The sequence below is a fragment of the Maridesulfovibrio spiralis (SeqCode) genome, from assembly GCF_048571135.1.
GTDB classification, from domain to species: Bacteria; Desulfobacterota; Desulfovibrionia; order Desulfovibrionales; family Desulfovibrionaceae; genus Maridesulfovibrio; species Maridesulfovibrio spiralis.
This window is the reverse complement of record NZ_CP182344.1, coordinates 1039060-1063568: the sequence shown is the minus strand read 5'-3', so window position 1 is coordinate 1063568 and position 24509 is coordinate 1039060. Positions and strand designations below refer to the sequence as shown.

The window sequence follows — 24509 nt, the reverse complement described above, 5'->3', positions numbered from 1 at the left end:
ATAATTTATTGTGTCCACATATTGTAAAAATTGTAGAACTGGTAAGGGTTTTCCTGACAATACCTTTCCAATTCGTCCGAAAATTTCTGGGCAAAGGGAGTGAAGGCTGCTGATCCCCGAATATCACCTTTGTCGGCATCTGCCGGTATGTGGAGCACCTGTGCGACTTTGAAAAGACCTTCTCCGGCTTTTCTGTGTTCGGAAAAAACTATCGCTACCGGGGTCCCGGTTGCTGCTGCTATTTTGAACGGGGTAACCGGAATTTCAATTTTCCCACCCAGAAAGTCCACCTGCACATTATGCCTGCTCTCGTTCATGGTCCGGTCCCCGTTGATGCAGAGCACGGAATTTTCACGCAGGGCGGTGAGCATTTCAAGGGTTCCGCCGAGCGGCGCGGCCGGATTGATTACCGTGATTTCCTCTTCCCCGGATTTTGCGCTCCCGGACATTTTCCATTTGAAGGAATGCTTGTCCACGTCCCCGTGATCCATGAGCATGACCACTGCCTTGGGGGCATCCAGAAAACCGAGGTATGAAAATCCCATCTGCCAGCAGCCCACATGTCCGGTAAGCAGTATCAGCCGTTTGTGTTCGGCGTAAAGTTCCTGCAACAGCTGAATATCTTCGGCTGTCCCGGCTGCTTCGAAGTCGCCAAGAATGCGCAGAATGGCCCGGTCGACAAGCATTTTTCCGAAATTCCAGTAGAGCAGAAAAGTATGGCGCATCATGCTCAATCCGCTTTGCGGACCGAACCTGCGGCGGATGTATTCGGCGGGACGTTTGCCCACTCCCGGCAGCAGGGTGTAGAAACCGACTACAAAAAAGAGCAGGAAGCATGCACCTGGTCTGCCCAGTAACCGGATTATTCCGTAGAATATATTATGGAAAAATTGAGGGGCCAGACTTTTGCTGGACCATCTTTTTTTGCGTTTCATTTAACCGCCCTTGGACTACTGCGGTTTAATATCTAAAAACCGCTTGATAGTAAACGCCATCAGGTAAATCGCAAGTCCTATAATTACGGCAAACAGCGGACCCAGCACCAGTGAACCAAGCACCCACTCATAAAAGCGGTCAATTGCTTCATAGCCGAGGGTCTGAAGTGATATCTCGGTCAGGAATTTGTTGTAGCGCAGGTAATGTCCGGCTTCGATGCACAGGGCCGGAACCAGAGGGGGGATGCACAGCTGGCTGACCGCCAGTCCGGTGATCTTGCTCAACCGGAAAAAGCTGCAAAAGATGATGATGGCAATGGAGTGCATAGCGATGAGCGGCAGTGTGCCAAGCAGCATGCCGACAGCCCCGGCGAGAGCCAGCCGGATCGGGGTTTCATCTTTTGAAAGCAGGATGCGCAAGGAGCGAAGCGGATGGATGGGCGTGATTTTGCCTTCCTCATCCTTGTCGTATTGGCGGTGCGGCAGGGGGACGAAAGCACGCATGGTCAGCCGGGTGTTGAGCAGGGAGATGCGCACGTTATCCTTGAGGGCATTAAAGTGCGATACCCGTTCTTCCGGTTCGGGGTAGAAAACTTTGATGGGCAGGTCCTTGAGTTCGTATCCGGCCCATGCTGATTTAACCAGAATCTCAACCTCAAAGGCGTAACGTGGCTCCGAAGTTTTGACCACCGAGAAAATTTCCAGCGGATAGGCCCTGAATCCGCTCTGCACATCACTCAGTTTTATTCCGGTCTGGACACGCAGCCAGAAATTGGAAAAACTGCGCCCGAATTTTGAGGAACCGGGAACATTCTGACCCTCGAAATCTCTGCTGCCCACGAAGATTGCTTCCGGGCTTTGGCGGATGGCTGCAATGAAATTGGGAATTTCCTCGGGGAAATGCTGCCCGTCGGCATCAATAGTGATGATGTGGGTTTTTCCCATTTTACGCGCCTTTTCAACAGCGGTGAGGATGGCCTGACCTTTGCCGAGGTTCTCATCATGACTGGTTACGGTCAGTCCCAGAGCACTGACTTCTTCTGGGCCTCCATCCGTACTGCCGTCATCCACGATGAGGACATCACCGTAATTCATGGCCCGCTCGGCGACATCGCGCAAGCTTGCTCCGTGGTTGAAAACCGGGATAACTATGAGCGGATCAACCTGCATGAGCTGAATCCGCGGCTGTGTTGTATTCTGTTGTGTTTGCGGGCTGGTCATCGAATTTTATCAACTGGTCCCAGAGAATACCCCTGAAACCGAATTTTTTCATAATATTAATACGTTGCTGTCCTTCTTCCGGCGGAAAAAGGCGGTCTCTGCGTTTCTTGAAGCCTTGGATCAGGGCAGTGTTCATTTCATTTTTATCCACTGCGGGGGAGAAATAATAAAAAGGCTCCAGCAGCGATTGGCCGGGCGGGATTAAACATTCTTTAACTGCTCTTGTAAAGAGCGGTGTCCCGGCATGCAGCCTGATCCCGGAAAAGGGAAATACCACGCAATTGCGCAGGGAGTTCATGTTCTCTATTCCTTCATGAACCGTTTCCATGGTTTCCCCCGGACCTCCGAAAATTACGAAATGGGCGCAGGGTATGCGTTGCTTTACGCATTTCTCGTTGAATTCCATGACCTCGGCAAAATCGAAGCTTTTATGCAGCCCTTTGAGGGTGGTGTCTGAGGTGGCATCTGTGCCGACCTCCATGGCTTGCAGGCCGGACCGTTTGAGCAGGGCCAGCTCGTCATGTTCAATGGGACCGGGCTGGAAAAATCCGCACCAGCTGATTTCTACCTTGCGGCGGACCAGCTCTTCGGCCAGTAGCAGGTAATGTCCGTCCCGGTCGTTGAGCACGGAATCGGTGAAGAAAATATTATCCGCCCCGAAGGCGCAAAGCATCTCTATTTCATCAACCACTTCATGCACCGGGCGAACCCGCATCCGGTGCCCCTCAAGATAAGGATAGGTGCAGTAGGCGCAGCTGTGTTCGCAGCCGCGTTTGGTCTGTACATTAATGACCCCGCTCTGCTCAAGGTAGTAGCGAAGCAGTTCCGGGTCCCAGCGGGGAACCGGGATTTCATCTCCGGGGATGCCTTCTTCTTTGCCGTAAAATTGTTGTACCGCAGTTCCCTGTTCCAGCCGTGCGATCAGGTCGGCCATTTTGCGCTCGCCTTCGCCCACAATGCCGTAATCCGCGCCGATGTAGGCGAGAATTTCCTCAGGCAGCAGTGAGAAGCCCGCTCCCCCGGCAATAACCGGGATTCCGGTTTCTTTAACCACCGCAACAATCCGCTTGGCCTTGTGGATATATTTATTGGTGTGCGAGGTGAAGGAATCCACATTATCCACATTGCGGATGGATATGCCTGCGTACTCAGGTGCGGATTCAGTCAGTGTTTTACGCAGATGTTCAAGGGAATTTCCCGCAGCCAGCATGTCGTACTGGATCACTCTGTGCCCTGCGTCCTCAAGACTTCCGGCAATAACCGACATACCGATGGGATAGACCGGATACGGCTCCACGTTGGTGTTGGTTGAAATGAGAAAAATTACGGCCATTAGTTCTGCGGTTTAACGGGGGTAAGTGTGCCGTTCTTCCATTTTTCACAAAGCCCGGCAAAGAAATCCGGCTGGAACATGAGCAGTTCATCATTCTGCACAAAGAGCTGGACCGTGCATCCGGTGGTGGCTTTTTCGCCGGACGCATTGCGGATGATGAATTCGTAATTCATGCGCGCGGCTTCAGTCCAGTGCAGCAGGGTTTCGATAGTGAAGGATTCACCGAAGCGCAGCGGCTTGATGTAATCGACCTGCATTTTCTTGATCGGTGCGGCTACCTGATAGCGGTAGAGGTCCATGTAGCCGATGCCGTAAAGATCACCCAGAGCGGTGCGCCCGTCTTCAAAATAACTGGGATAGCGTCCGTGCCAGACAATATTCATGGGGTCCACTTCTTCAAAGCGGACAGTGCGCTGAACCACATGGCGCAGCGGTTCAGGAGCACCTGCTGTTTTGGGAAAATATGATTTGCGGGACATTATATTCCTTCCGTTGTGAATATGAGCTGGTAGGTTGCGGCGGTATCCCCGGCTACGCTGAGGGAGCAGACTGCGATATGTTTCAACGCCTTGGTCTTGATGGAAAAACTCAGCTCCAGTTTTTTCAAAGGCTTTACCGGACGCAGAAATTTGCAGCGGGTTACTGATTGCAGCACAAGTTTTTCCTCCGGGAATTCAATTGCCAGAGCTTCTTCGGCGGAAATCTGGCCGAGCATGGTCTGGATTACTCCGGGCAGGATCGGGTTGCCGGGGAAATGTCCGTCAAAACCGGGGAATGATTCCTTGAAAATGTAGGAGCGTCTGTAGCCGTTGTCAGTTTTTTCAAGGGAACTGCCGGAGTTAGAAATATGTGCGCTGAGTTCCATGGTCAGGAGTCCTTTTCTGAGCCGGAAGTGAGGAAAAGTTCCAATATGTAGCCGGACTGCGGGCTTTGGATGGTGGTATGTACCGGAAATTTCCGGCTGCCGAACTGTTTGATTCCCTCAGTTGTGATTTTCAATACTGATGTGCCGGGATTCGGAGCGAGAAACATCTCATAAATACAGAGCATTGATTCGTCATAAAACGGCGGGATCATGCGCAGGAACGGCGAAGCGAAAATTTTACGTGATTTATATCCGCCGGAACTGTCAGCTTTGATCTCCGCCGCCAGTAGTTTCATGCCCATGTCGTTCATTATGACTACCCGCGCGGTTCTTTGCGCCGGATAGAGTTTGAGCATGCCGCGCAGGGGGATGCGTTTATCCGCAATGGAGAGTACACCGGAATGTTGCAGCAGGTAGCTGGGTGAAGTCTGCTGCGTGGCTGGCAGTTCGGTGTTGCGGGTTGCGCAACCTGTAGCAGAGAGCAGACAGAACAGCAGCGGCAGGGCAAATACCTTGAAGTTATGCATGGTCCTCACCTTTCAAACGCAACAGGTGCGGAAGCACGAAGACAGCACAGCTGAGGGCCGAGCTGATTCCGATGGAGACCGTCGCGCCCAGCGAAGACATTGAGGGATGCTTGGCAAAGACCAGCACCCCGAAGCCTGCCAGTGTGGTCAGGCCGGAAATCTTGACTGCTTTGACAGTCCACGGTGACGGCGTTCTTATTTCCTGAAAAACCATGAAGATTCCGTAATCCGCCCCAAGGCCGATGACAAGGGGTAATGCTACTATATGAAAAAGATTGAGCGGGATTTGCAGCAGTCCCAGAAGGCCGAAGGTTACCGCCACTCCGAAGACCGCCGGGAACAGGGCCAGTGCAGCCCGGCGAAGGCTACGAAACAGGGCGAATATCAGCACCGCCACCAGCACCCCGGAAAAGCTGATGAATTTGATGATGTCCCTCTTCATTTCCTGCTCAAGGTTGGATTTGAAACGGGACTGCGCTACAAGGCGAACACCCAGTTCTTTTTCCTTTTGCGGAGTATAGTACCCGGTTACCCGGTTATTGTCCGGGAGCATGGTTATGACCTGTTGTACAGTGCCGGAATCGTTTGAGGGAATAAACATTTTAGCCAGCGGGGCCAGCGGACCGGAACGGAACGTATCAACATCAAGTTTGGGAATCGGCGTGGACAGGCGATCCATTGCAGGCCTGAAAGCATGCGCGTTAAAGTCTAGTTTCAGAGATTCTTGGGCGACCGTCTGCTCGGTTATTGCCTTGTTTTCATTCCAGAAAGTCAGCCAGCGGGTGTTGCTTTCGTGCATGGAGACGGCACTGGGCAGTATCGGCGCAATGCTTACAGCATTCACATCACTCAAATTTTTCTGGATATCGTCCCATGTATTTTCGTTTATGCGTAGGGCTTCATCCATTGTTTCAGCTTGCGCAAAGAGCATGGAACGGGCGCGCATATCGCCCCATTTTTCGTGAAAATGTTCTTCTGTTTGTGATAATTCGTCGGAAATGTAGCCCAGATTTTTTAATTCGGAGTCAAAATTGTTGTTCAAAGCGACGGTAATTGAACCGAACAGGATGAAGAAAGTCGTCCAAAGTATGATTTTTTTGCTGCTTCTGACTCTGAAAACAGGGGACAAATTGTCTTTCGCAGGTAATGAATTGCAGAAACGAGGTACAAAAATAAGCGCGTAGGCACAGGCCGCAATAATCCCTGCAACCGAAAAAATCGAGAGCTGCCGGATGCCGGCAATGCCGGATATATAAAGGGCGGTAAAAGATACGCATGATGTCGCAGCACCGAACAGCACGGGTTTGCCGACCGCGCGCAGGGCGGTGTTTTTGTCCTGCGGTTTTTCGGCCAGCGCAAAGTAGGTATGTACCGCAAAGTCGATTGAAATGCCCATCAGGACAGCACCGAAGCCGATCACGATGGCTGACATATCGCGATAGAAAAAGGCGCAGCAACCCATCCCGGCCATAATCGCCACACCCGGCGCAAGGAAGATGGAAAGCGCACTGCGATTGCGGAAGGCCATAAAAAACAGCAGGGCCAGAGCGCAGGCAGAGATAATTGAGATAGTGTAAATATCTCTTTTGATGATTGAGCTGTTGGCAGCGGTGTACCTGTGTCCGCTTAAAATATTAATGGAAATGTCAGCTTCTGTGAGTTTGTTTTCAGCTAAAGTGCTTTGTTTTATCTCGTCGAAAAGGTTCAGGAGTTTAAGCCCGTTCGTACTGTCTGTCATTGGTACATTCGTCCCGGCAACGATGAGCAGGGCCTTGTCTCCGGCAATAAAGTACTGCCCGGAACTGATTTTCAAACGGGGAAGATTTTGCAACGAGCTGAGCTTTTGCAGGTATATTGAGCGTAAATTAAGAGGGTCCGCCGCAAGAGTTTTACGAAATCCCAAGCCGGCGGGGGAGATCAGCTGTTTCTTTGTTTCGATTAAGCTCTCTTTAATTGTTTCCGGTCCGGTGAGTTTTTCGAGATTTTTTATGTCGTTTTCGGTGGTTAAATTTGGAGCCTGACGGAGTATAAAATCAACAACTGCTTGTGGATCAATACCTGAATTGTCCTCAACTGAAAGTAGCGGGCTGTTCATTTTGCGGGCCATACTCTCAGCCGCCTTGCTGAGTTCCTCTTCTGTAAGAGTGTCGCTGGCAATGGAAATCAGCACTTTCCCGGCAAACGGGACTTTTTGAAGCAGTGCAAAGTCTTTGCTGATTACATCGTTTTCGCCGCTGGGAAGCATGGCGGAAATGTCTTCAGTGAAAGATACCGAGCGTAAGGGCAAAGCACAGCAGAATAGGAATATCAGCAGAACCAAAACGTATTTTAATTGTGTTTTCCAATCTGCTGCTGTGCGGTTATGTGCTTTATGGGAAAACATTATTATTCGTTCAGGAAAATGTTTTGTGGAAGCTTTTGATTCAGCCGTACGTTCGAAAATAAAATTTTTGTATAATCGCCACCCGGTTCATGGAGTTCTATGCTCTGGAGATGGGTGGCCTGCGGGGCAAAATAGATACGAATCAGTTTCAGAAACTCTCCGGCTTTGCTTGATCTGGGTGTAAGCTCCATTACTGCGGGGGAGTAATCAGTGACTTTGAGGCTGTACATTTTTTCAATCCACTGAATATTCATGGTTGTCCAAGCCAGAATCTGTTCGGAAATGATTGCCATTTCCGGTGATGTTTCTGTGTTGAACTTAGTGGGTTTGTCGGTGGCTCCGTCCCATTTCATTCCTTTTTCCCCTTTAAGCAGGAAGCCGGATACAAATGGAGAGCTGTATTCCCAGCGAAGGTTGTCCGGGCGGGCAAAGTAGAATTGTCCCTTGGATTCGACCGCTTCGGAAAAAAGGGCGATGTGGCTTTGCTGGGTAAATTCACTGCTGATTGAAGTTATCGACTTTGAGCGGTCCTGTAGGTCTTTCAGGAAATCAGCCTGTTTGTCAGCAAGAACATTGCCGCAGGAGAGTCCCAGCAGCACGAATGCAATGAAAACCGCTTTTCTTAGGGCTGCCATGAAGCTGTATTCTCCCCGGATTTTTGCTGTTTTATGAGTTCTGCCATGCTTTCGTCCTGCGGTATGAAAAGTTTGATTCTGCCCTCAGCCAGAATTATGTCTTCCCTGCTGACGTTTCCTTCCACAACAGCGAATCCGTCAAAATCGCCTATGGTCCGGACCTCAATGAGTAGTTCGGTGCTGTTGAAGTCAGTTCTTGAAGGTAAGGGATTGATTTGAAATTTCTGCACACCTACCAGAAATCCTTCAGGGATGGGCTGTCCCGTGTTCTGCAGGTGATATCCGCATACGGCAGCATATGCCTGAGCCACAAGTTCTATATAGAATGGCGGCAGCATGTTGCCGTCCGGGCCAAGGCCGATAGATTGCGTGGAAAGGTCGGTCAGCACTGTTCCGCCATCTTCGTCAGCACTGAGCACGCTGTCGATAAGCAGCATTTGCCCCCGGTGGGGCAGCAATGTTTTGGCTTCCATGGGGAGGGTCATGTGTAATCTCCGGGAAATTAATTGCGCCAGCAAAGCGGATCGGATGAAAGGTAATCACCGTTCAGGTGATGGGCCATGCCCCGGCAGCCGTAGCATTCAGAGTTCAATTCGCAGTTACGGCAAGGTCCGGTTATGGTCTGGCGGATGTTGCGCAGGTTCTGGAATACGTTACTTTCGGCGATGATTTCCGCGAGTTTGGCCATGCGCAGATTACCCGCAGGAATATCAACTCCCGGACACGGAATGACATCCCCGGTGGTGGTCACGGTGCAGGAATAGAAATGTCGTTTGCATGAAAACGCAGCAACCGGGGGTTTCGGTTCCCATTTTATGTCGAATTCCTCACGGTCAATGCGTGAGAGTTCCACAAATAATTCACCGATTCTTTCAGGATCGAGCGCGAGTTCCAGATTCTCTTTAGCCCGTCCCTGGTCGGTGATGGTTTCGAAATAGGGGATGATGTTGCGGCTGCGCAGCCAACGCCACATGGTTGGGATGTCTTCATAATTCTGGCGGCAGATAATAGTCTGTGCACCGATGGGAATGTTTCCTTCGGCATATCCGGCATCAAGCAGGTTGTTAAGTCCCTGCCGGATTGCCTTGTGGGCGTCTTTTTTTCCGGCCAGCAGATCCTGAATTTGTGGATCAAGGCTGTTGAATTTAATAACCGGTTGGACTTTGAGGGTGAATAATTCAGCTGCAATTTCGGGTGATATTCTGGTTCCGTTGCTGAATAATTCCATCTCCAGTCCAAGGCTGTGGATGTAGCGGATCACATCCATAATGCGGGGGTAGAGCATCGGCTCGCCCCCGCCGAGGATGATTATTTTGCGTGCACCGAGATCCCGGCATTGCTGCACGGCATCGGTTATTTCATCGAAGTTCAGTTCATTACGGAGTTTCTCACCGGAAGCGGCATAACAGTAAATACAGCGCAGGTCGCAGATCCGGCTTAGTTCCAGCTCTGCGGTCAGCAACTGTTTGTTCTGTAACGCATATTCAATGTCGGATCCGCTAAAGGTGCTGCCCCAGCAACGGTTGGAATTCATTTATTTTATATCCAGATAGCTAAGTTCTCGATTGATGGCATTGGAAAGGTTTTTAATCCATGCGTTGTAATTGCTGTGGATCATATTGCCTTTGTGTTTAAGGTTGGTGCTGTCTTTATAGTTAATGCTGTAGTTCTCAGGTGTGTAGGTGATGTCGACAATGGCCTGATGGGAGCGGATATTCAAGGTTCCTACAAGGTGTCCGGGCGCAGTGTCGCTCATCTGCCAGCCAAGGCTGTATCCTGCTTTGATGATGCTGTTTTTTACATTTTCCATGCTGCGGGACTGACCGCTGCTGGAAATTATCGGGGCCAACTCAATATTCTGGATAGGAGCGGTTCTGCATCCGCCGAGAAAAAGTGCGCAGGCAACCAGTACAAAAGCAACAATTCTGAGATGTTTCATCTGTAATTTCCTCGTCTTGATAGTTAAATTAGCTAAGGCATCTGTTACGCTTGCAGATTCAATTCCTGAATACAGTCAAGCATAGTTGTTTTGACCCTACGGCGCAATTCAATATGTGGATTCTGCATATTTTGAAATTGTTCCGGGTAGATAGGATCAAGAATACGTCCCCTGATTTTTGAAGGGCGGATGAGCATATGCCCGGGCGGCAACATTCGGAAAGTGCCGCTGATGCATAAGGGCACGATCGGAAGTCCGGTCTGTATGGCAAGATGGAATGGGCCGGAGTGAAAACGGTTCAGCTTACCGTCTTTGCTGCGTGTCCCTTCCGGGAAAAACATCAGCGTAGCCCGTTGCTCCAGCGCAGTTTCGGCCTGCTCTATGATCGTATCCAGATCGTCTGTTTCCACATTGATATACCCCGCAAGCTTCATATAAAACCCGTAAAATGGAATTTTAAACGGCCAGTTGCGCACGGCCATGCAGATATCGCGTTGCGGTTGTAACGAAACGAGATAGGGATCGAAGAAAGATTCGTGGTTGGCAACTATGATGCACGGTGAGGGCAGTTTGCGCTGCTCAGGCCATTTTATATCAACAAAGAGGCTCATCAGCTTAGAACTGGTCCAGCCGTAGAACCAGATCATTTTACGCAGGGTTTTCGGTTTTTCCCATTTCAGGATACGGGTAAAAAAAAGGTAGCAGAGCGGTGAAATTATGACCCCGGTCAGGGTCCAGAGAGTGATGCTGAAGTAGATCCCGGTGTTGATCCAGATGAGTTTCAGGTAATGGGCCATGAGCGATAGGGGAAACAGCAAAGCCGCTTGATTAAGCGGCTTCGTGTTTTTTGTTCAAAATAAATTTATGCAGGTCGCCGAGGGTACGGATGGCCTTGAATGCTTCGTCTTTCTTGATCTTGATGCCGAATTCCTGTTCGAGCACGATGACCATATCCACGGCGTCGAGGCTGTCGAGGTCAAGGTCGTCTTTGAAAGCTGCTTCCGGGACCAGCTCATCAGTATCCAGCTCGAATTCCTCGGCCAGGGCGGAGTTGATTCTTTTAATTATATCTTCGTCAGTCATTATGCTCTCCTCAAAACAAGTGCTGTATTAATACCGCCAAGGGCGAAATTATTTTTCAGCGCATATGTAATTGGTCTTTCCTGCAAATGCAAGACGTTGTTTATTGCAGAGCATTCTTCCGCAGGTACAGTCAGGTTTGCCGTGGGAATTATTGTACTTTCCTGCATCATGCGTACCGTTGCGATGGTTTCGATTGCTCCGCTTGCAGCCATTGTATGACCGAGATGTCCTTTCAGACTGCTGACCGGGGCAGCTGATCCAAGCAGATCGGCGACGGCTTGGGCTTCGGAGGCATCACCTTGCAGGGTTCCGGTGGCGTGAGCGTTTACATAGTCTATTTCAGATGCAGAAATTCCGGCATCGCCGAGCGCGGCATGCATGCAGCGTCTGATCGCTTCGGAGCTGGGGGAAGCCATGTTGTTGCTGTCGCAAAGGGAGGAAAAACCTTCGATTTCACTAAGGATTTTTGCCCCGCGTGCCTCGGCCTGTTCGTAATTTTCCAGCACCAGCATGCCCGCACCTTCAGCACAGACAATGCCGTCCCGTGCGGCGTCAAAAGGTCTGGAAGCGGTGGCAGGATCTTCTTCGCCGGAAGTGGAGGCTGCTTCAATAATGTCGAAAGTTCCTACGGTCAGGGGATGCAGCTCGTCCGTTCCGCCGCAAAGCATGATATCCTGTTTACCTGTGGCAATGGCTTCAGCTGCCAGTCCGATGTTCTGACATCCGGTGGAACAGGCCGCCGAGGCTGCAATTACCCGTCCGGTGATACCGAAAAACTGGGACAGGTTGGCGGCGGCACTGTGGTTCATGATCTTGAAGAATTCGGTGCTGCGGATAGCTTCAAGGGAATTTTCCGGCAGGTAAAGCTTGAAGAATTGTTCCAGTGCCTGCGAGCTTCCGGTGGTCGATCCGACGGAAAGCCCGGTCCGGCCCCCGCTTATAATCTGCTCATCAAGTCCGGCCTGCTTCACCGCTTCAAGGGCGGCGAGGGCGGCGAAAATTGAAAAATTGGACATGGTCCGGCGGAATTTGCGCGGAATGGCATTTGCTTTCACGTCCGTTACCCGGCCTGCAATACGCGGACGCAATCCTTTAACCAGCTCCAGTTCATCCATGCGGCTGATGCCGGAACGTCCTTCGAGCAGTCCGGTCCAGAGTTCTTCAACTCCGTTTCCCAGCGGGGAGACAGCACCCATTCCGGTAATTGCTACGCGTTGTAAATGCATTGTAATTCCTTATGAATTTTTTCGTGTCCATAGATGAAACCGCAGGTCAGGTAGGCGGAAACCACCGCACCCATGACTCCGGGGGCAATTATGGACTGCCCGGCCAGCAGTAAGCCTTTGATCTTGGTAGCCGGGAGCGGGTTGTATTGCGAAACCGTATGTGCCGCCCCGTAAAGGCTGCCGTAAGGGGAGTGGCAGTAGTCTCGCAGGGTCAGCGGGGTAGCTGAGTCGATGAACTTTACTTTTCCGCGCATTTCAGGACAGCGCGCGAAGACCTGTTCTGTAAATTCGGAAATTATTTCAGCTTTGAAAGAGAGGTAGTCGTGAGGTCTGTTTTTCAGGTTGGAGTCTTTCCATTTGCTGAATTTACCGTAGCTGTATGGCATGATGGCGGTGACGCTTTGTTCTCCGTTTCGGCCAAGGGTCTGTCCGGCGGATAGGAAAATGGCGTTCTCGTCCATCCCGGTTTTGCCGGAAAGGACTTTACTGTAATCTGATTCAGGCCAGAGGTAGATGCTGCGGCCCTTCAACGTCTGCACCGGGGTCTCGGCAATGCCGAAAAGGATCAGCGCGGAGACGGTTTCCTGCAATTCATTTATCCTGCGTTTGAAAACCGGGCGGAAAGCTCCGTCCTCCACACCGCGCAGCATGGAGGCCGGGTGTGCGGACCAGATGCAGATTTGACCCGGCAATTCTGTTCCATCATCAAGCAGCAGACTTTTAAAATTCTTATCTGCGTCGTGCGTTATGCGGATTGCTTTTCTGGAGCAGAAGATCTCGACTCCGTATTGCTTCAGCTGCTTTTGGTAGGCATCAACCAGGGCTTTTCCCCCTCCTTCGATGGCGTGCGAGGACCGGAAATAGGAACCCGCTACGAGAGCATGAGTGGAAAGCATGGCTTCATGCGGCGCAGTGCCGTAGAGCAGGGAATGGCAGCAGAGCAGGTCTTTAAGATTTGGGTCGGCGGTGATGGAATCGAGGTAGTCACTTAAGGATTCAGTCTCATCGTGGGCCAGCGAATCCAGATTGAAATCCAGATTGAAATTCAGAAATGATGAAGAATCGAAAATTGTTTGCAGCCGTTGCAGGTATTGGTCGATGGCCTGCTTTTCCGCTGGAAAGGCTTCCTGCAAGGCTTTGCGTACCCGCTCATAACCGTAGGGCAGACAGATTTCCCTGTCCTGTTTTTCAAAGCGGAAACAATCGCAGCCGTTGGGGTTGAAGGGGATTTTGCGCAGCTCTCCGCCAATACCCAGATGTTTGAAATAAATATCAAGCGGGTCGCCTTCACCCAGACCGCCGATGAGGTGGATTCCGGTTTCGAAATGTACTCCACGTCTGTTGAAGCCGCGTACTGTCGGCCCGAGCAGGGGAAAGCTCTCAACCAGTGCGACCCTGAAGCCCTGTTTTGCCAGCAGCAGGGCCGAGGTCATACCGGAAATTCCAGCGCCCACAACTATTTGATCATAGACGGTCATTAGAATTCAAGGATAAGGCAGGAGTTTGTACCGCCGAATCCGGCGGAGTTGAGCAGGGCCTTTTGCGGTGGCAGACTGTCGGTTTCAGTGAGAATATTCAGCCCGGCAGTGTCTTCATCTCCAGTGGTGAAATTGATGTTAGCGGCGGTGAACCCGTGGCGGTTCATGAGAGTGGTGTAGACCACCTGACTGGCTCCGGACATCCACAGTTCGTGTCCGGTCATAGATTTTGTGGACGAAATGCGCGGGCGGTTTTCAGCGAAAAGTTTTTTGATATTTGCGGCTTCAGCTCCGTCCCCGGCTGGAGTGGATGTGGCGTGGGCGCAGATGTAGTCGATCTCCGCCGTAGTCAATCCGGCCTGTCTAAGGGCCTTGGTCCCTGCTCTTGCCAGACCGTCCCTGCCGGGAACTGAAATATGGTCGCCGTCCGAAGAAAAACCGTATCCTCTGACCGTTCCGAGAATCTCGGCCCCGCGTGCTTTAGCCAGTTCATAGCGTTCAAGCATGATTGCTGCAGCCCCGCCGCTTGGAATCAGCCCGTCGCGGTCCTTATCAAAAGGACGGCTGGCCTGTGCCGGATTACCGGTGCGGTTGGAGAAAGCCCCCAGTCCGTCAAAGCTGCACATGGACTGCCAGTTCAGTTCCTGCGCACCGCCGCAGATAATTCTTTCCTGCTGTCCGGATGCAATGAGATTCATGGCCTGCCCTACGGCGTGCCCTCCGCTGGAACAGGCAGAGCTGATGGTCCATGCCGCGCCACGGGTTTTGAAAAGCGTATTCAGGTTCATGGTCACGCAGGAAGTCATGGAGCGGAAAACAGCACCGCTGCCGATGAGCGATGTTTCGCCGCGTTCCTTGAGCAGTTCCACTTGATCAAGGGCGGCAATACAGCTGGAGTCACATCCGAAAATCAGTCCGCTTTCGTCATTGTGCAGGTCGTCTTCGCAAAGACCGGACTGGTCGAGGGCCTGTTTTGCCGCTGCGTATGCCTGCACAGCGAAATCAGGCATGGTTTTACGCTGCTTGCGGCCCAGCCATTTTTTGGGATTGAAATCTTTGATGACCCCGCTCAGCGGGCTTTCGAAACCCAGCCTGATGCGTTCTTCATCAACTTCAATGCCGGAACGTCCGTTTTTCAAACCGTCCGCAATGCTTTCGAGGTCCGATCCCAGAACGGAAACCGCCCCTATCCCGGTGATTGCCACTTTGTACAAGGAAGGTCTCCTTAAGTATGGATGCCGCCGTTCACAGCGATGGTCTGTCCGGTGATGTAGCTGGCCTTGTCTGAACATAGAAAAGAGACGACTCCGGCGACTTCTTCCGGCGTGCCCAGTCGTTTCAGCGGAATCTGCCCTTTGATCTGGTCCAGGGGGAGTTCAGCAACCATGTCCGTTTCAATAAAACCGGGAGAGACTGCGTTGACCAGAATATTACGCTTGGCGATTTCTGCCGCCAGTGAACGGGTGGCCCCGATGAGTCCTGCTTTGGCTGCGGAGTAGTTGGTCTGTCCTGCAACGCCAGTTTCGCCGGAAGTTGATGCAATATTGATGATGCGCCCGGTTCTTTTGCGCAGCATGCGCGAAACCACGGGCTTGGTCACATTGAAAAAACCGCTCAGGTGAACTTGCAGAACTTTGTTCCAGTCATCGGAAGACATCATCATCATGATTGAATCCCGTGCAAATCCGGCATTATTGACCACGATATAAGGCACTTCTTTTTCCAGCAGCGGGGAAAGAGTGCTCTGTACTGCATCTTCATCTGTTACGTCGAATTTGAGCAGGGTGCATTGGCGGCCCTTTTCGCGGACAGCGGCGGCAGTTTTTTCGGCCCCGGCATCATCGCTGCGGTAGTTGAGCCAGATATCGAAGCCGTCTTCAGCCAGTTGCAGGGCAATAGCTGCGCCGATGCCTTTGCTGGCCCCGGTAATTAAAGCAATTTGTGGCATATGTTGTCCGAAATATATCCGCTCCATATAAAAAGGGGCTCAATGCCCCTTTTTATATGGAATTATTTGTTGAAACTAGATGTTGTCTTCTTTGGAATTTCTGCCCTGGTCATAACCGTCTTTGAATTCTCCGGGCATTTCCTTTACTTCTTTCACGGCCTGTCCAGTGGCTTTGCCGATTTTTGCGCAGCCCAGTGAAGAGGCCATTAGTACTGCAATGATCAATGCAGCGGCAATTCTGGTGATCATATATCCTCCGGCATGTTTTATTTAGTTGCCTTAAGTAATCTCGTCTTTTTGGAAAAGTCAATTCTGTATCAGAGAGAGCATCCGGTGAGTACAGCCAGTCTGTTTCGGCCGCGCTGCTTGGCTTCATAAAGAGCGGCGTCCGCAGTTTCGATCATCCGGGTCGGCGAGGTCAGGACACCGCTGCTGGTGGCAAGGCCGATGCTGATGGTCAGCCAGTGCTCAACTCCGTCGTACTCGAATGGAGTTGTCTCTACTGTCCGGCGAAGCCTTTCTCCGATGGCTATGGCACTCTTCTGGGTTGTGTCAGGAAGAATCAAAGCGAATTCATCCCCGCCTATGCGGGCCAGCAGGTCGTTGCTGCGCAGTTGGGTTTCGCATATTTCGGTCAGGTGGCAGAGCCCTCTGTCTCCGGCAGGGTGGCCGAAAGTGTCGTTTAGTTTCTTGAAATGGTCGATGTCGAAGAAGAGCAGCGAGAAAGGTCTGTTCGTGTTGGTGGAATAGTCTATGAATTCCTGTAGGCGGTGTTCGAACAAACGACGGTTGGTAACCCCGGTCAGCGGATCGGTTACCGCTTCTTCGCGCAACCGTTCTTCTTCGCGTTTGCGCTTGCGGATATCGATGAGAATCCCGGCCAATTGTTCCGGCCTTCCGGCTTCGTTGCTGCGCAGGTTGCCGATCACCTCAGCCCAGCGCAGGTCGCCGCAATCGGTGAACAGACGGAGGTCAAAGCGGAAAACTCCTTCCCTTTTGCCCGACATGTAATTTCTGGCTGCTGTCAGCAGGGGGCGTCGGTCGGCCGGGTGGATCATGTGCAGGGCTTTGTGCAGTGAAAATCGTATGTTGTCCGTGGGAACGGGAACGGAATGCAGCAGTTCCGGGGAGCACCAGATCTGTCCGGTTTTGAAATCAAATTCCCAAACGCTGCTGTCGGTCAGCTGCTTGATGATACTGAATTGGCGTCGTTTTGCACTCAGCCTGTCCCGGAGTACTGCGTTTGAAATCAGATACCCGGCGGTTTTGAGCAGGGCTATTTCCACATCCGACCAGTCATAAGCCCGGTCGCAATCATCAAAGCCGAGAGTACCCCACCATTGATCTTCCACCATTATTGGAATGGTTAACATTGATTTGATTTTCTGGACTTCAAGATTGTCTCGCAACCAGCCGGGCTCAAGTTGGTTGGTGACCATTTTCTGCCATTCGCCGCGTAGCCTGCTCTGGATGGTTTCCCGGTATCCTTTACGTTCAATCTTGTTGGTGAACATGCTGAACATGGGCATGCCCATTTGTTTAAGGCGTGGTGCAGCAGCCCATTCGAAGGTGTAGTTCTGGGTGATGTGGGTGTCTGTAACTTCTATGGTCTGAAAAATCCAGACCCGGCTCACTCCCGTAGCCCGGCCAAGGGCTTCCAGCAGGTCATTGACCCCGTCCGGCCAGCCTTTACCTGCGGTGAGTTCTTCGGCGCTGCGGGCGATGGCCGAGAGGACCGCAGCGTTGGTTCCAACTTCGTATGAATTGCCTAAGTTTTCGAAATTTCCGGTTTTTATTGGCATCAGTAACCGTGATTCGGGGTAGGTAGTTATTCTGGACTGCTTAGAAATGTTTACTTTCAAAAGCTAAGAAAGCTTTAATGTTTTCATAATAACTTTTTGTAATTCTTCTTCATCTACAGGTTTTGCGATATAACCGTCCATACCTTTTTTTATAAACTGATCCCGGTCACCCTGCATGGCATAGGCGGTGATAGCTATTATCGGGATTCTTTTGTTATGCGCTCCGGCCTCACCCATCCGAATTGCTTTCGTTGCCTCAAGGCCGTTTATCACAGGCATTTGCACATCCATGAGCACCAGATCGAAATCTTCATAGAATAATTTATCAAGTGCCTGCTGCCCGTTTGTGACTGTCTCTACATTAAAACCGAGCTGCCTGAGATAGCGTCTGGAGTAAAGCCTGTTGATCTTTTCATCTTCGGCAATAAGGATGCGATAGTTTTTTAATGATAAGCCCGGTGTCGATACCGCTTCCTCTGTTTCGGGTAAAAAAACTTTTTTATCCGGAAGTTCAAAAGGTATTGAGACAAAGAATGTAGTCCCTTCGCCGGGAGAGCTGTCTACAGAAATACTGCCGTTCATAAGTTCACAGAGTCTTTTACAGATTGAAAGTCCCAGACCGGCCCCTTGGTACTGGCGGGTATACCCTTCGTTGACCTGTGAAAAAGAGTCGAAGAGGACGTGCATTTTGTCTTCCGGGATACCGACTCCGGTATCTTCAACTGAAAAGAGCAATGAACATTTACCGGGACGGGAGAGAGGCAGCATGGTTGCTTCAATTGTTACGTGTCCCTGATGGGTGAATTTCAGTGCATTGCCTACAAGGTTGGTTAAAATCTGCTGCAGGCGGGCTTGGTCTCCTATGAGAATTCGGGGCAGACTCGGGGACGTCTTGAATTCTAGGCTGACACCTGAGTGGCGGGAGGTTACTTCAAAAAGTTCATAAACCTGATTCATTGCTTCGGCAGGAGAGAATTCTTGGTGATTGAGGCTTAATTTGCCTGCTTCCACCCGGGCAAGGTCAAGAATATCGGATAGAACGTTATTCAGTCTACGCGAGGCCTGCATTGCCGCGTGAATGTATTCACCCTGTTCGGCAGGAGGTTCTTCCGTATCCATCAATTGCAGCATTCCCATGATGCCGTTCAATGGGGTGCGGATTTCATGGCTCATATTAGCCAGAAATTCGGATTTTGTTCTACTTGCAGATTCAGCTTTTTCCTTTTCTTCCTCTACTTTTTCAAGGGCTTCCTTAAGTTCGGTTACATCACGGACAATTCCCTCCACTGTATCCGGATATCCCTCTTTATCGTAGAAAGGAACATTGCTCTGTTGCAGCCATTTGGTTTGTCCGTAGCGGTCAATAATCTGGTATTCCACCAGCGGAGCCATCTTCCCATAAGACATTTCAATCCATTGGCGTTCCATGAATTCCTGCCAGTTGGGGTGGATCAGGTTAAAAAAGAACTGGGAATTTTCGTAGAAATTTCCGGGGGGAAATCCGGTAATTTCAAGACAGGCCGGGCTGATGTATTCAAATTTTTTATTCAGGACTGAGAAGCGGTAGATTATGTCTTTGGTGTTCTCGGCCATGATTTTGAAACGTTTTTCGGTTTTGGCCAGTGCTGTTTCCATCTTTCTGCGTTCAGTAATGTCCTCAAGCGAAGCGATTACTGCTGTGGGGGATTTCCCTTTTTCAACCGGATTGAAAACCGCGCGGATATAGCTGGTTTTATTGCCGGTTACTGAGGTGTAGAAATCTTCGTATTCGGAAGTTTCGCCTGCAAGCGCGTGATGTAGTGCCGCTTTCATCTTGGCATTGCTTTTACGGATGGTGTTAAAACCGATCAGTTCTTTTTTGGTTGAGCCCATCAGCTCAATAAATTTATTATTGCAATTAATGATGGTCCCGGTCTCGTCAAAATGTACCACCCCATGGGGCGAGTGATCGAAAATGAGTCGGTGGTGGCGTTCGCTGTCTCGCAGCTGTTTTTCTGCTGCCTTCCGCACACTGATATCGCGCAGCGCGGTTATGCGGAGTATTTTGTCGTTCTCGGTGATAGTCCGGCCCTGAATCTCGCAGGGAAATGTTGTCCCGTCCTTTCGTAGCGCAGTGACTTCGTATGGCTCTTCATAATTAGCCATAATGTTATTAATTACAGTTTCCCGGTCTTCCGGAATGATCCACTCTGTACCGAGTCGCCCTATGGCTTCTTCGGAGGTGTATCCGAACATGCGTTCTGCTGTAAGGTTCTGTTCAAGACAGATACCTTTATTGGAAATGAAAATTGATTCAAAAGTCGCGTCAGATAGCCGGCGATAGCGTTCTTCGCTGTGGTTGAGTTCTTTAGTATTGTTTTTTATTTTCCCGCCAGTCATCTATTCTCCGAAAATATAATGTTAGAAGCAAGAGCCATGAGATCCATCGTACGATACAAAAAAAAATAAGTATTGTGAACTGGTTGTCTATTAAATTTATGAAATGGCAATGACGGTGTGGATTATATGCTGCCAGCATAAATGATTGTAATTGAAACAGTTGCTTAAGGGTTGTATATAGTGATTAAGAGTGTTCATGTTGTTTATGTATAAAGACCTTTTGCTTTGCCTGTGAAGTCAGTTTTAATATCGGAGATTGTAATGACTAAAAAATGTATTCTGGTCGCTATGCTCGGCGCAGCAATAATGTTTCTGGTGTTGTGGATGAGCGGTTCTTTCCAGTCCGGAATGATTGAAAAGGGCAGGATTCTTTCTTCCCGCAGCGCAGAAGACCCTGCACGGACAGTGCTGGCGGAGCGCGTTTTCGTGCCGGTTATTTATGAAGCCGTGGGGACTGTCCGCCCTGAGACAGAAGCCTCAATTGAATCGCAGGTGACCGGAAAGGTGCTGAAAGTGCTGGTTCGTTCCGGGCAGAAGGTCAGCAAAGGCGATCCGCTGATCATAATGGACAGCCGTGAATTTAAAACCAGATTGGAAAGTGCTCAGCAGGGATTGAAATCCTCACAGGCTGCCGAGCGTCAGGCGCGTGAAGCCATCAACGCTGCAAAGGCTGAATCCGACACAGCCACTGCGACCTGGAAGCGGATGAAAAAACTTTTTGCAGATAAGGTTGCCACGCAGGATGAACTGGATCGTGTAGAGGCTGCCTATCTCAAAGCCAAAGCAGCTCTCGCGCAGGCTGAGGACGGGTTGGACGCGGCTGGAGCCGGAGTCAGGCAGGCCCGTAAAGGTGTTGAGGAAGCCGGGATCGGGCTTGGATACACAACAATCAAGGCTCCGGCTGACGGAGAAGTTGCCAAACGTATGGTTGAACCCGGCGATCTGGCCTTTCCCGGTAAATCTCTCATGTTGATCCAGACCGGGGGGGCTCTGCGGCTGGAAGCCCTTGTCCGTGAAGGGCTCATCGGGCAGGTCCGTATCGGGCAGAAACTGAATGTTGATATACAGGCTCTCGGCGAACGGGCAGAAGCCGTGGTTGAAGAGGTGGTCCCCTCCGCCGATCCCCTGACCCGGACCTTTCTGGTTAAGGCCGGGCTTGAGCCGTTGCCCGGACTTTATCCCGGTATGTTCGGCCGGCTGCTTGTCCCCGTTACAGAGAAGGAAGTAGTTCTTGTTCCTGCCCGGGCAGTTTTCAGGGTCGGGCAGTTGGAAACCGTTCTGGCCCGGATTAACGGTGAGTGGGAACCCGTTTATGTGCGCAGCGGGGCGAGGCATGGTAACAAGCTGGAGATTCTTTCCGGGCTGAGCGGCAACGAAACTTTGGGATTCAACCTTCCTGTTGCGGAGGGTGGTCAGTAATGTCTTCTACATTAAATCCTGAAAAGGCAAAGGGGTTGATAGCTTCTGCTGTCCGTTTCTTTCTGCATTCAAAGTTGACCGTGGTGCTGGTTGTGGGCGCGCTCCTGCTGGGCGTGGCTGCCGTGCAGCTGACCCCGCGTGAAGAAGAGCCGCAGATCGTTGTGCCTATGGCTGATATCATTGTACAGGCCCCCGGAGCCGGAGTGGAGGAGGTAGAAAAGCTGATCACCACTCCGCTGGAGCGCATACTCTGGCAGATCGACGGAGTTGAGTACGTTTATTCCGTTTCTCGGCGGGATTCATCAATGGTCACGGTTCGTTTTTTTGTGGGTGAGGACCGCGAGGAATCGCTGATTAAACTGCATAATGCCATAGCCAAGAACAGTGATATTGCGCCGGGGATAGCTTCAGGGTGGGTTATCAAGCCGGTTGAAATTGACGATGTACCCATTGTGGCACTTACCCTCTATCCCGAGACCGGGCGGACCGGTATTTCCGATTTCGAGCTGCGCCGGGTTGCTGAAGAGCTTGCTTCGCGGTTGGCTGAGGTGGAAGACCTTTCCCGCGTATCTCTCGTTTCCGGTCGTTCCCGTGAGGTGCGGGTGGAGCTTTTGCCCGAACGCATGGCCGGGTTTAATATTTCGCCTCTTGAAATAGCCGGGGCCCTTGATGGCGCGGACCATTCCGCTGTGGCCGGGTCGGTTCTTTCCGGCAATCGTGAAGTAATCGTTTCCGCTAATTCTTTTCTGGAAGATGCCGCAGATGTGCGCAATCTGGTGGTCGGAGTTTTTAATTCCCGTCCGGTCTACCTGCGTGATGTTGCTGAAGTGTTCGATGGTCCGCAGGAAGCTGATTCCTATTCACGGATCGGCTTTTCCCGCATGTATCTGAGCAGCACCGGGCAGGACCCGGAACAGGGTTCCCGTCCGGCGGTGACCATTGCTTTTTCCAAAAAGAAAGGCACTAACGCGGTCAAGGTTGCCGAGGCAGTACTGGACCGGGCGGAGCGGTTGCAAAAGGCCATCCTGCCTGCCGGAATCGAGATGGAAGTTACCCGTGATTACGGTAAAACCGCAGATGCAAAAGTCGATGAACTGCTGGGGTCGCTCGGCTTCGCGGTTGTTACAGTGGTAATCCTGCTGGCCCTGACTCTCGGCTGGCGCGAGGCCGCTGTTGTAGCCCTTGCCGTGCCGATCAGCTTTTCGCTGGCCCTCTTCGTCAACTATCTGTTCGGCTACACCATCAACCGGGTAACCCTTTTCGCGTTGATTCTTTCTCTTGGATTGGTGGTCGATGATCCGATCACCAATGTGGACAATATCCAGCGCCATATCCTCATGAAAAAGAAGAAAGCATCCGAGGCCACCCTTGATGCTGTTTCCGAGGTGCTCCCCCCGGTGATCATGTCCACGCTGGCGATTATTGTTTCATTTGTGCCGCTTTTTTTCATCACCGGGATGATGGGACCGTACATGGCTCCCATGGCGGCCAATGTGCCGCTGACGGTTACTTTTTCAACAGTTTGCGCTTTGACCATTGTGCCGTGGCTGGCCTTTCGTCTGCTCAAGGATTTGAAGCCCGGGGTTGTGGCTGGATCTTCCGGTCCGGGAGGCATTGAGAAGTTTTATACACGTCTGATTACGCCGTTCCTTGAATCCCGCTTGCGGCGTTGGTCGCTGGTGGTGGTGATTGTGGTCGGACTGCTCGGGTCCATGGCGCTGGCCGGGTTCAGGATGGTTCCGCTGAAGATGCTGCCCTTCGATAACAAGAATGAATTCCAGATCGTCATTGACATGGATGAAGGGACCCCGCTTGAGCAGACGGACCGCGTGGTCCGTGAGATGGAGCAGGTGCTCAAAACAGTTCCCGAAGTGACTAATTTCGTGACCTACGCGGGAGAGCCTTCGCCTATGGATTTCAACGGCCTTGTGCGTCATTACTACTGGCGTGAAGGCGGGCATATGGCTGATATCCGGGTCAACCTTGCGGATAAATCCATGCGTGAGGAACAGAGCCATGCCATTGTGCTCCGTTTGCGAAACGAATTGGAGCAGGTTGCTGCGCGCAATAATGCGAACATCAAGATTGTTGAATCCCCGCCCGGACCTCCGGTAATCTCTACCTTGACCACGGAAGTCTATGGAGCAGAGGGCCGTCCTTATTCTGCAATTATCGAAGGTGCGGAGCAGATTGCGGGAGTTATGAAAGATGAGCCCGGAGTAGTGGATATTGATATTTCCACCGAAGCGGACCAGCCCATGATCGATTTTGTGCTTGATAAGGAAAAAGCGGCCCTGCACGGCGTAAGTGCCCGTGATGTGGTTAAGACCCTGCAGATGGCCCTTTCCGGTATGGTTCCGGCAACTGTACATGTACAGGGTGAACGCAATCCGCTTCCGGTGCGGCTTATTCTGCCGCTTTTGCGCCGTGCGGATGCTTCTTCACTTGAGCAGCTCAAAGTTCGCACTGCTGAAGGCAGAAGCGTGCCGTTGGCCGAGATCGGTAAATTGGTCCGGATAAGCCGGGAGCAGCCTGTTTATCACAAGAACCTTAAACGTGTGGTGTATGTGTTCGCGGAAATGGCCGGACGTGCACCGGGCGAAGCCGTTCTTGATATGCAGGCTGAACTTAAAAATGATCCTCTGCCGCCGTTTATCTGGGCCGATTGGGCCGGGGAAGGGGAGTGGCAGATTACTCTGGATGTCTTCCGTGATCTGGGAATCGCTTTCGGCGCGGCCCTGCTGGGCATTTACATCCTGCTTATTGTGGAGACAGGCTCATTCGGCATGCCGCTTTTGATCATGAGTGCTATCCCGTTGACCCTGCTGGGGATCATGCCCGGTTTCTGGCTGCTTAACCTGATCAGTGCCGGAACAGTGCAGGGGGTTGTCGGTGAGGCTTTTGCTGATCCGGTCTTTTTTACCGCCACAGGCATGATCGGTATGATTGCGCTGGGCGGGATTGTCATCCGCAACTCGCTGGTGCTCATTGATTTTATACGCCAGTCCGTTGCAGAAGGCATGGCATTAAAGGATGCGATAATTAAGTCCGGCTCCGTGCGTTTGCGGCCAATCGCCCTGACTGCGGCAACTACCGCCCTCGGAGCATGGCCCATCACCCTTGACCCTATATTTTCCGGTCTGGCATGGGCGTTGATTTTCGGGCTTTTGGCATCAACTATGTTTACGCTGCTGGTAATTCCGGTAGGGTATTATGTTTTTGAGAAAGAAAAATAGGCAGAGTTGACTTACATCATACAATTCCTACCATCTTTGTGTGAAATATAAGCCGTAGCGGTTGAGTAATTCAACCGGAACAATAACCCGACCAATTACA

At 51.3% G+C, this 24509-nt stretch carries 22 protein-coding genes; 2 read left to right on the top strand and 20 right to left on the bottom strand.

What is annotated here, in order from left to right; genetic code table 11:
* Positions 1-5: 5 nt before the first annotated feature.
* The 20 genes from ACNI29_RS04780 to ACNI29_RS04685 form a co-directional block, all read right to left on the bottom strand.
* A complete protein-coding gene (locus tag ACNI29_RS04780) occupies positions 6-935 on the bottom strand; it encodes an LpxL/LpxP family acyltransferase (protein ID WP_419781048.1) in 930 nt (309 codons plus the stop codon).
* A 15-nt stretch (positions 936-950) separates the two neighbouring features.
* A complete protein-coding gene (locus tag ACNI29_RS04775) occupies positions 951-2105 on the bottom strand; it encodes a DUF2062 domain-containing protein (RefSeq protein WP_419781047.1) in 1155 nt (384 codons plus the stop codon).
* Entirely contained in the window at positions 2095-3489 is a 1395-nt protein-coding gene (locus tag ACNI29_RS04770; RefSeq protein ID WP_419781046.1) for a lipid biosynthesis B12-binding/radical SAM protein, read from the bottom strand. The genes ACNI29_RS04775 and ACNI29_RS04770 overlap by 11 nt, the downstream gene beginning before the upstream one ends.
* Positions 3489-3968, bottom strand: coding sequence for an acyl-CoA thioesterase (locus ACNI29_RS04765; protein WP_419781045.1), 480 nt, complete (start codon positions 3966-3968; stop codon positions 3489-3491). Before ACNI29_RS04765 ends, ACNI29_RS04770 begins: the two co-directional genes overlap by 1 nt.
* Positions 3968-4354 (bottom strand): ApeI family dehydratase, encoded by a 387-nt coding sequence (locus ACNI29_RS04760; RefSeq protein WP_419781044.1) that lies wholly within the window; start codon positions 4352-4354, stop codon positions 3968-3970. Before ACNI29_RS04760 ends, ACNI29_RS04765 begins: the two co-directional genes overlap by 1 nt.
* Before the next feature lie 2 nt (positions 4355-4356).
* Positions 4357-4881: a hypothetical protein gene (locus ACNI29_RS04755; RefSeq protein ID WP_419781043.1), complete on the bottom strand. Its 525-nt coding sequence runs from the start codon at positions 4879-4881 to the stop codon at positions 4357-4359.
* A complete protein-coding gene (locus ACNI29_RS04750; RefSeq protein WP_419781042.1) occupies positions 4874-7264 on the bottom strand; it encodes an MMPL family transporter in 2391 nt (796 codons plus the stop codon). The genes ACNI29_RS04755 and ACNI29_RS04750 overlap by 8 nt, the downstream gene beginning before the upstream one ends.
* Positions 7265-7266: 2 nt before the next feature.
* Positions 7267-7899, bottom strand: coding sequence for a LolA family protein (locus ACNI29_RS04745; RefSeq protein WP_419781041.1), 633 nt, complete (start codon positions 7897-7899; stop codon positions 7267-7269).
* On the bottom strand, positions 7887-8384 hold the full coding sequence (locus ACNI29_RS04740; RefSeq protein WP_419781040.1) for a hotdog family protein: 498 nt from the start codon (positions 8382-8384) through the stop codon (positions 7887-7889). Before ACNI29_RS04740 ends, ACNI29_RS04745 begins: the two co-directional genes overlap by 13 nt.
* 17 nt (positions 8385-8401) lie before the next feature.
* Entirely contained in the window at positions 8402-9433 is a 1032-nt protein-coding gene (locus ACNI29_RS04735) for a radical SAM protein (protein ID WP_419781039.1), read from the bottom strand.
* A complete protein-coding gene (locus tag ACNI29_RS04730) occupies positions 9434-9838 on the bottom strand; it encodes a hypothetical protein (RefSeq protein ID WP_419781038.1) in 405 nt (134 codons plus the stop codon).
* 44 nt (positions 9839-9882) lie between these two features.
* The gene (locus ACNI29_RS04725) at positions 9883-10635 is read right to left on the bottom strand and encodes a lysophospholipid acyltransferase family protein (RefSeq protein ID WP_419781037.1); all 753 of its coding nucleotides are present in this window, start codon (positions 10633-10635) and stop codon (positions 9883-9885) included.
* Between the two features lie 31 nt (positions 10636-10666).
* Positions 10667-10921: an acyl carrier protein gene (locus tag ACNI29_RS04720; RefSeq protein ID WP_419781036.1), complete on the bottom strand. Its 255-nt coding sequence runs from the start codon at positions 10919-10921 to the stop codon at positions 10667-10669.
* Positions 10921-12147 (bottom strand): beta-ketoacyl-[acyl-carrier-protein] synthase family protein, encoded by a 1227-nt coding sequence (locus ACNI29_RS04715; RefSeq protein ID WP_419781035.1) that lies wholly within the window; start codon positions 12145-12147, stop codon positions 10921-10923. The genes ACNI29_RS04720 and ACNI29_RS04715 overlap by 1 nt, the downstream gene beginning before the upstream one ends.
* Positions 12129-13625 (bottom strand): phytoene desaturase family protein, encoded by a 1497-nt coding sequence (locus ACNI29_RS04710; RefSeq protein ID WP_419781034.1) that lies wholly within the window; start codon positions 13623-13625, stop codon positions 12129-12131. Before ACNI29_RS04710 ends, ACNI29_RS04715 begins: the two co-directional genes overlap by 19 nt.
* Positions 13625-14830 carry a beta-ketoacyl-[acyl-carrier-protein] synthase family protein gene (locus tag ACNI29_RS04705; protein ID WP_419782086.1) on the bottom strand — a complete coding sequence of 402 codons (1206 nt, stop codon included), beginning with the start codon at positions 14828-14830 and terminating at the stop codon, positions 13625-13627. The genes ACNI29_RS04710 and ACNI29_RS04705 overlap by 1 nt, the downstream gene beginning before the upstream one ends.
* Before the next feature lie 20 nt (positions 14831-14850).
* Complete coding sequence (fabG, locus tag ACNI29_RS04700) at positions 14851-15573, bottom strand: 3-oxoacyl-ACP reductase FabG (RefSeq protein WP_419781033.1); 723 nt, start codon at positions 15571-15573, stop codon at positions 14851-14853.
* 75 nt (positions 15574-15648) lie between these two features.
* Entirely contained in the window at positions 15649-15822 is a 174-nt protein-coding gene (locus ACNI29_RS04695) for a hypothetical protein (RefSeq protein WP_419781032.1), read from the bottom strand.
* A 68-nt stretch (positions 15823-15890) separates the two neighbouring features.
* Positions 15891-17375, bottom strand: coding sequence for a sensor domain-containing diguanylate cyclase (locus tag ACNI29_RS04690; RefSeq protein WP_419781031.1), 1485 nt, complete (start codon positions 17373-17375; stop codon positions 15891-15893).
* Between the two features lie 63 nt (positions 17376-17438).
* Positions 17439-19754, bottom strand: coding sequence for a PAS domain S-box protein (locus ACNI29_RS04685; protein ID WP_419781030.1), 2316 nt, complete (start codon positions 19752-19754; stop codon positions 17439-17441).
* A gap of 261 nt (positions 19755-20015) precedes the next feature.
* Here ACNI29_RS04685 and ACNI29_RS04680 point away from each other — a divergent pair, with 261 nt between their 5' ends.
* Positions 20016-21173, top strand: a complete 1158-nt coding sequence (locus ACNI29_RS04680; protein ID WP_419781029.1) for an efflux RND transporter periplasmic adaptor subunit — start codon at positions 20016-20018, stop codon at positions 21171-21173.
* Positions 21173-24409 carry an efflux RND transporter permease subunit gene (locus ACNI29_RS04675; RefSeq protein ID WP_419781028.1) on the top strand — a complete coding sequence of 1079 codons (3237 nt, stop codon included), beginning with the start codon at positions 21173-21175 and terminating at the stop codon, positions 24407-24409. Before ACNI29_RS04680 ends, ACNI29_RS04675 begins: the two co-directional genes overlap by 1 nt.
* Positions 24410-24509: the final 100 nt, after the last annotated feature.

Excerpts from the sequence above, each read along its gene's own strand:
- ACNI29_RS04730 (WP_419781038.1), bottom strand. The coding sequence starts at position 9,838 with ATGAAACATCTCAGAATTGTTGCTTTTGTACTGGTTGCCTGCGCACTT.
- ACNI29_RS04740 (WP_419781040.1), bottom strand. The coding sequence starts at position 8,384 with ATGACCCTCCCCATGGAAGCCAAAACATTGCTGCCCCACCGGGGGCAA.
- ACNI29_RS04775 (WP_419781047.1), bottom strand. The coding sequence starts at position 2,105 with ATGCAGGTTGATCCGCTCATAGTTATCCCGGTTTTCAACCACGGAGCA.
- ACNI29_RS04695 (WP_419781032.1), bottom strand. The coding sequence starts at position 15,822 with ATGATCACCAGAATTGCCGCTGCATTGATCATTGCAGTACTAATGGCC.
- ACNI29_RS04770 (WP_419781046.1), bottom strand. The coding sequence starts at position 3,489 with ATGGCCGTAATTTTTCTCATTTCAACCAACACCAACGTGGAGCCGTAT.
- ACNI29_RS04685 (WP_419781030.1), bottom strand. The coding sequence starts at position 19,754 with ATGACTGGCGGGAAAATAAAAAACAATACTAAAGAACTCAACCACAGC.
- ACNI29_RS04725 (WP_419781037.1), bottom strand. The coding sequence starts at position 10,635 with ATGGCCCATTACCTGAAACTCATCTGGATCAACACCGGGATCTACTTC.
- fabG (WP_419781033.1), bottom strand. The coding sequence starts at position 15,573 with ATGCCACAAATTGCTTTAATTACCGGGGCCAGCAAAGGCATCGGCGCA.
- ACNI29_RS04720 (WP_419781036.1), bottom strand. The coding sequence starts at position 10,921 with ATGACTGACGAAGATATAATTAAAAGAATCAACTCCGCCCTGGCCGAG.
- ACNI29_RS04735 (WP_419781039.1), bottom strand. The coding sequence starts at position 9,433 with ATGAATTCCAACCGTTGCTGGGGCAGCACCTTTAGCGGATCCGACATT.
- ACNI29_RS04680 (WP_419781029.1), top strand. The coding sequence starts at position 20,016 with ATGACTAAAAAATGTATTCTGGTCGCTATGCTCGGCGCAGCAATAATG.
- ACNI29_RS04710 (WP_419781034.1), bottom strand. The coding sequence starts at position 13,625 with ATGACCGTCTATGATCAAATAGTTGTGGGCGCTGGAATTTCCGGTATG.
- ACNI29_RS04745 (WP_419781041.1), bottom strand. The coding sequence starts at position 7,899 with ATGGCAGCCCTAAGAAAAGCGGTTTTCATTGCATTCGTGCTGCTGGGA.
- ACNI29_RS04765 (WP_419781045.1), bottom strand. The coding sequence starts at position 3,968 with ATGTCCCGCAAATCATATTTTCCCAAAACAGCAGGTGCTCCTGAACCG.
- ACNI29_RS04760 (WP_419781044.1), bottom strand. The coding sequence starts at position 4,354 with ATGGAACTCAGCGCACATATTTCTAACTCCGGCAGTTCCCTTGAAAAA.
- ACNI29_RS04675 (WP_419781028.1), top strand. The coding sequence starts at position 21,173 with ATGTCTTCTACATTAAATCCTGAAAAGGCAAAGGGGTTGATAGCTTCT.
- ACNI29_RS04780 (WP_419781048.1), bottom strand. The coding sequence starts at position 935 with ATGAAACGCAAAAAAAGATGGTCCAGCAAAAGTCTGGCCCCTCAATTT.
- ACNI29_RS04755 (WP_419781043.1), bottom strand. The coding sequence starts at position 4,881 with ATGCATAACTTCAAGGTATTTGCCCTGCCGCTGCTGTTCTGTCTGCTC.
- ACNI29_RS04715 (WP_419781035.1), bottom strand. The coding sequence starts at position 12,147 with ATGCATTTACAACGCGTAGCAATTACCGGAATGGGTGCTGTCTCCCCG.
- ACNI29_RS04750 (WP_419781042.1), bottom strand. The coding sequence starts at position 7,264 with ATGTTTTCCCATAAAGCACATAACCGCACAGCAGCAGATTGGAAAACA.
- ACNI29_RS04690 (WP_419781031.1), bottom strand. The coding sequence starts at position 17,375 with ATGCCAATAAAAACCGGAAATTTCGAAAACTTAGGCAATTCATACGAA.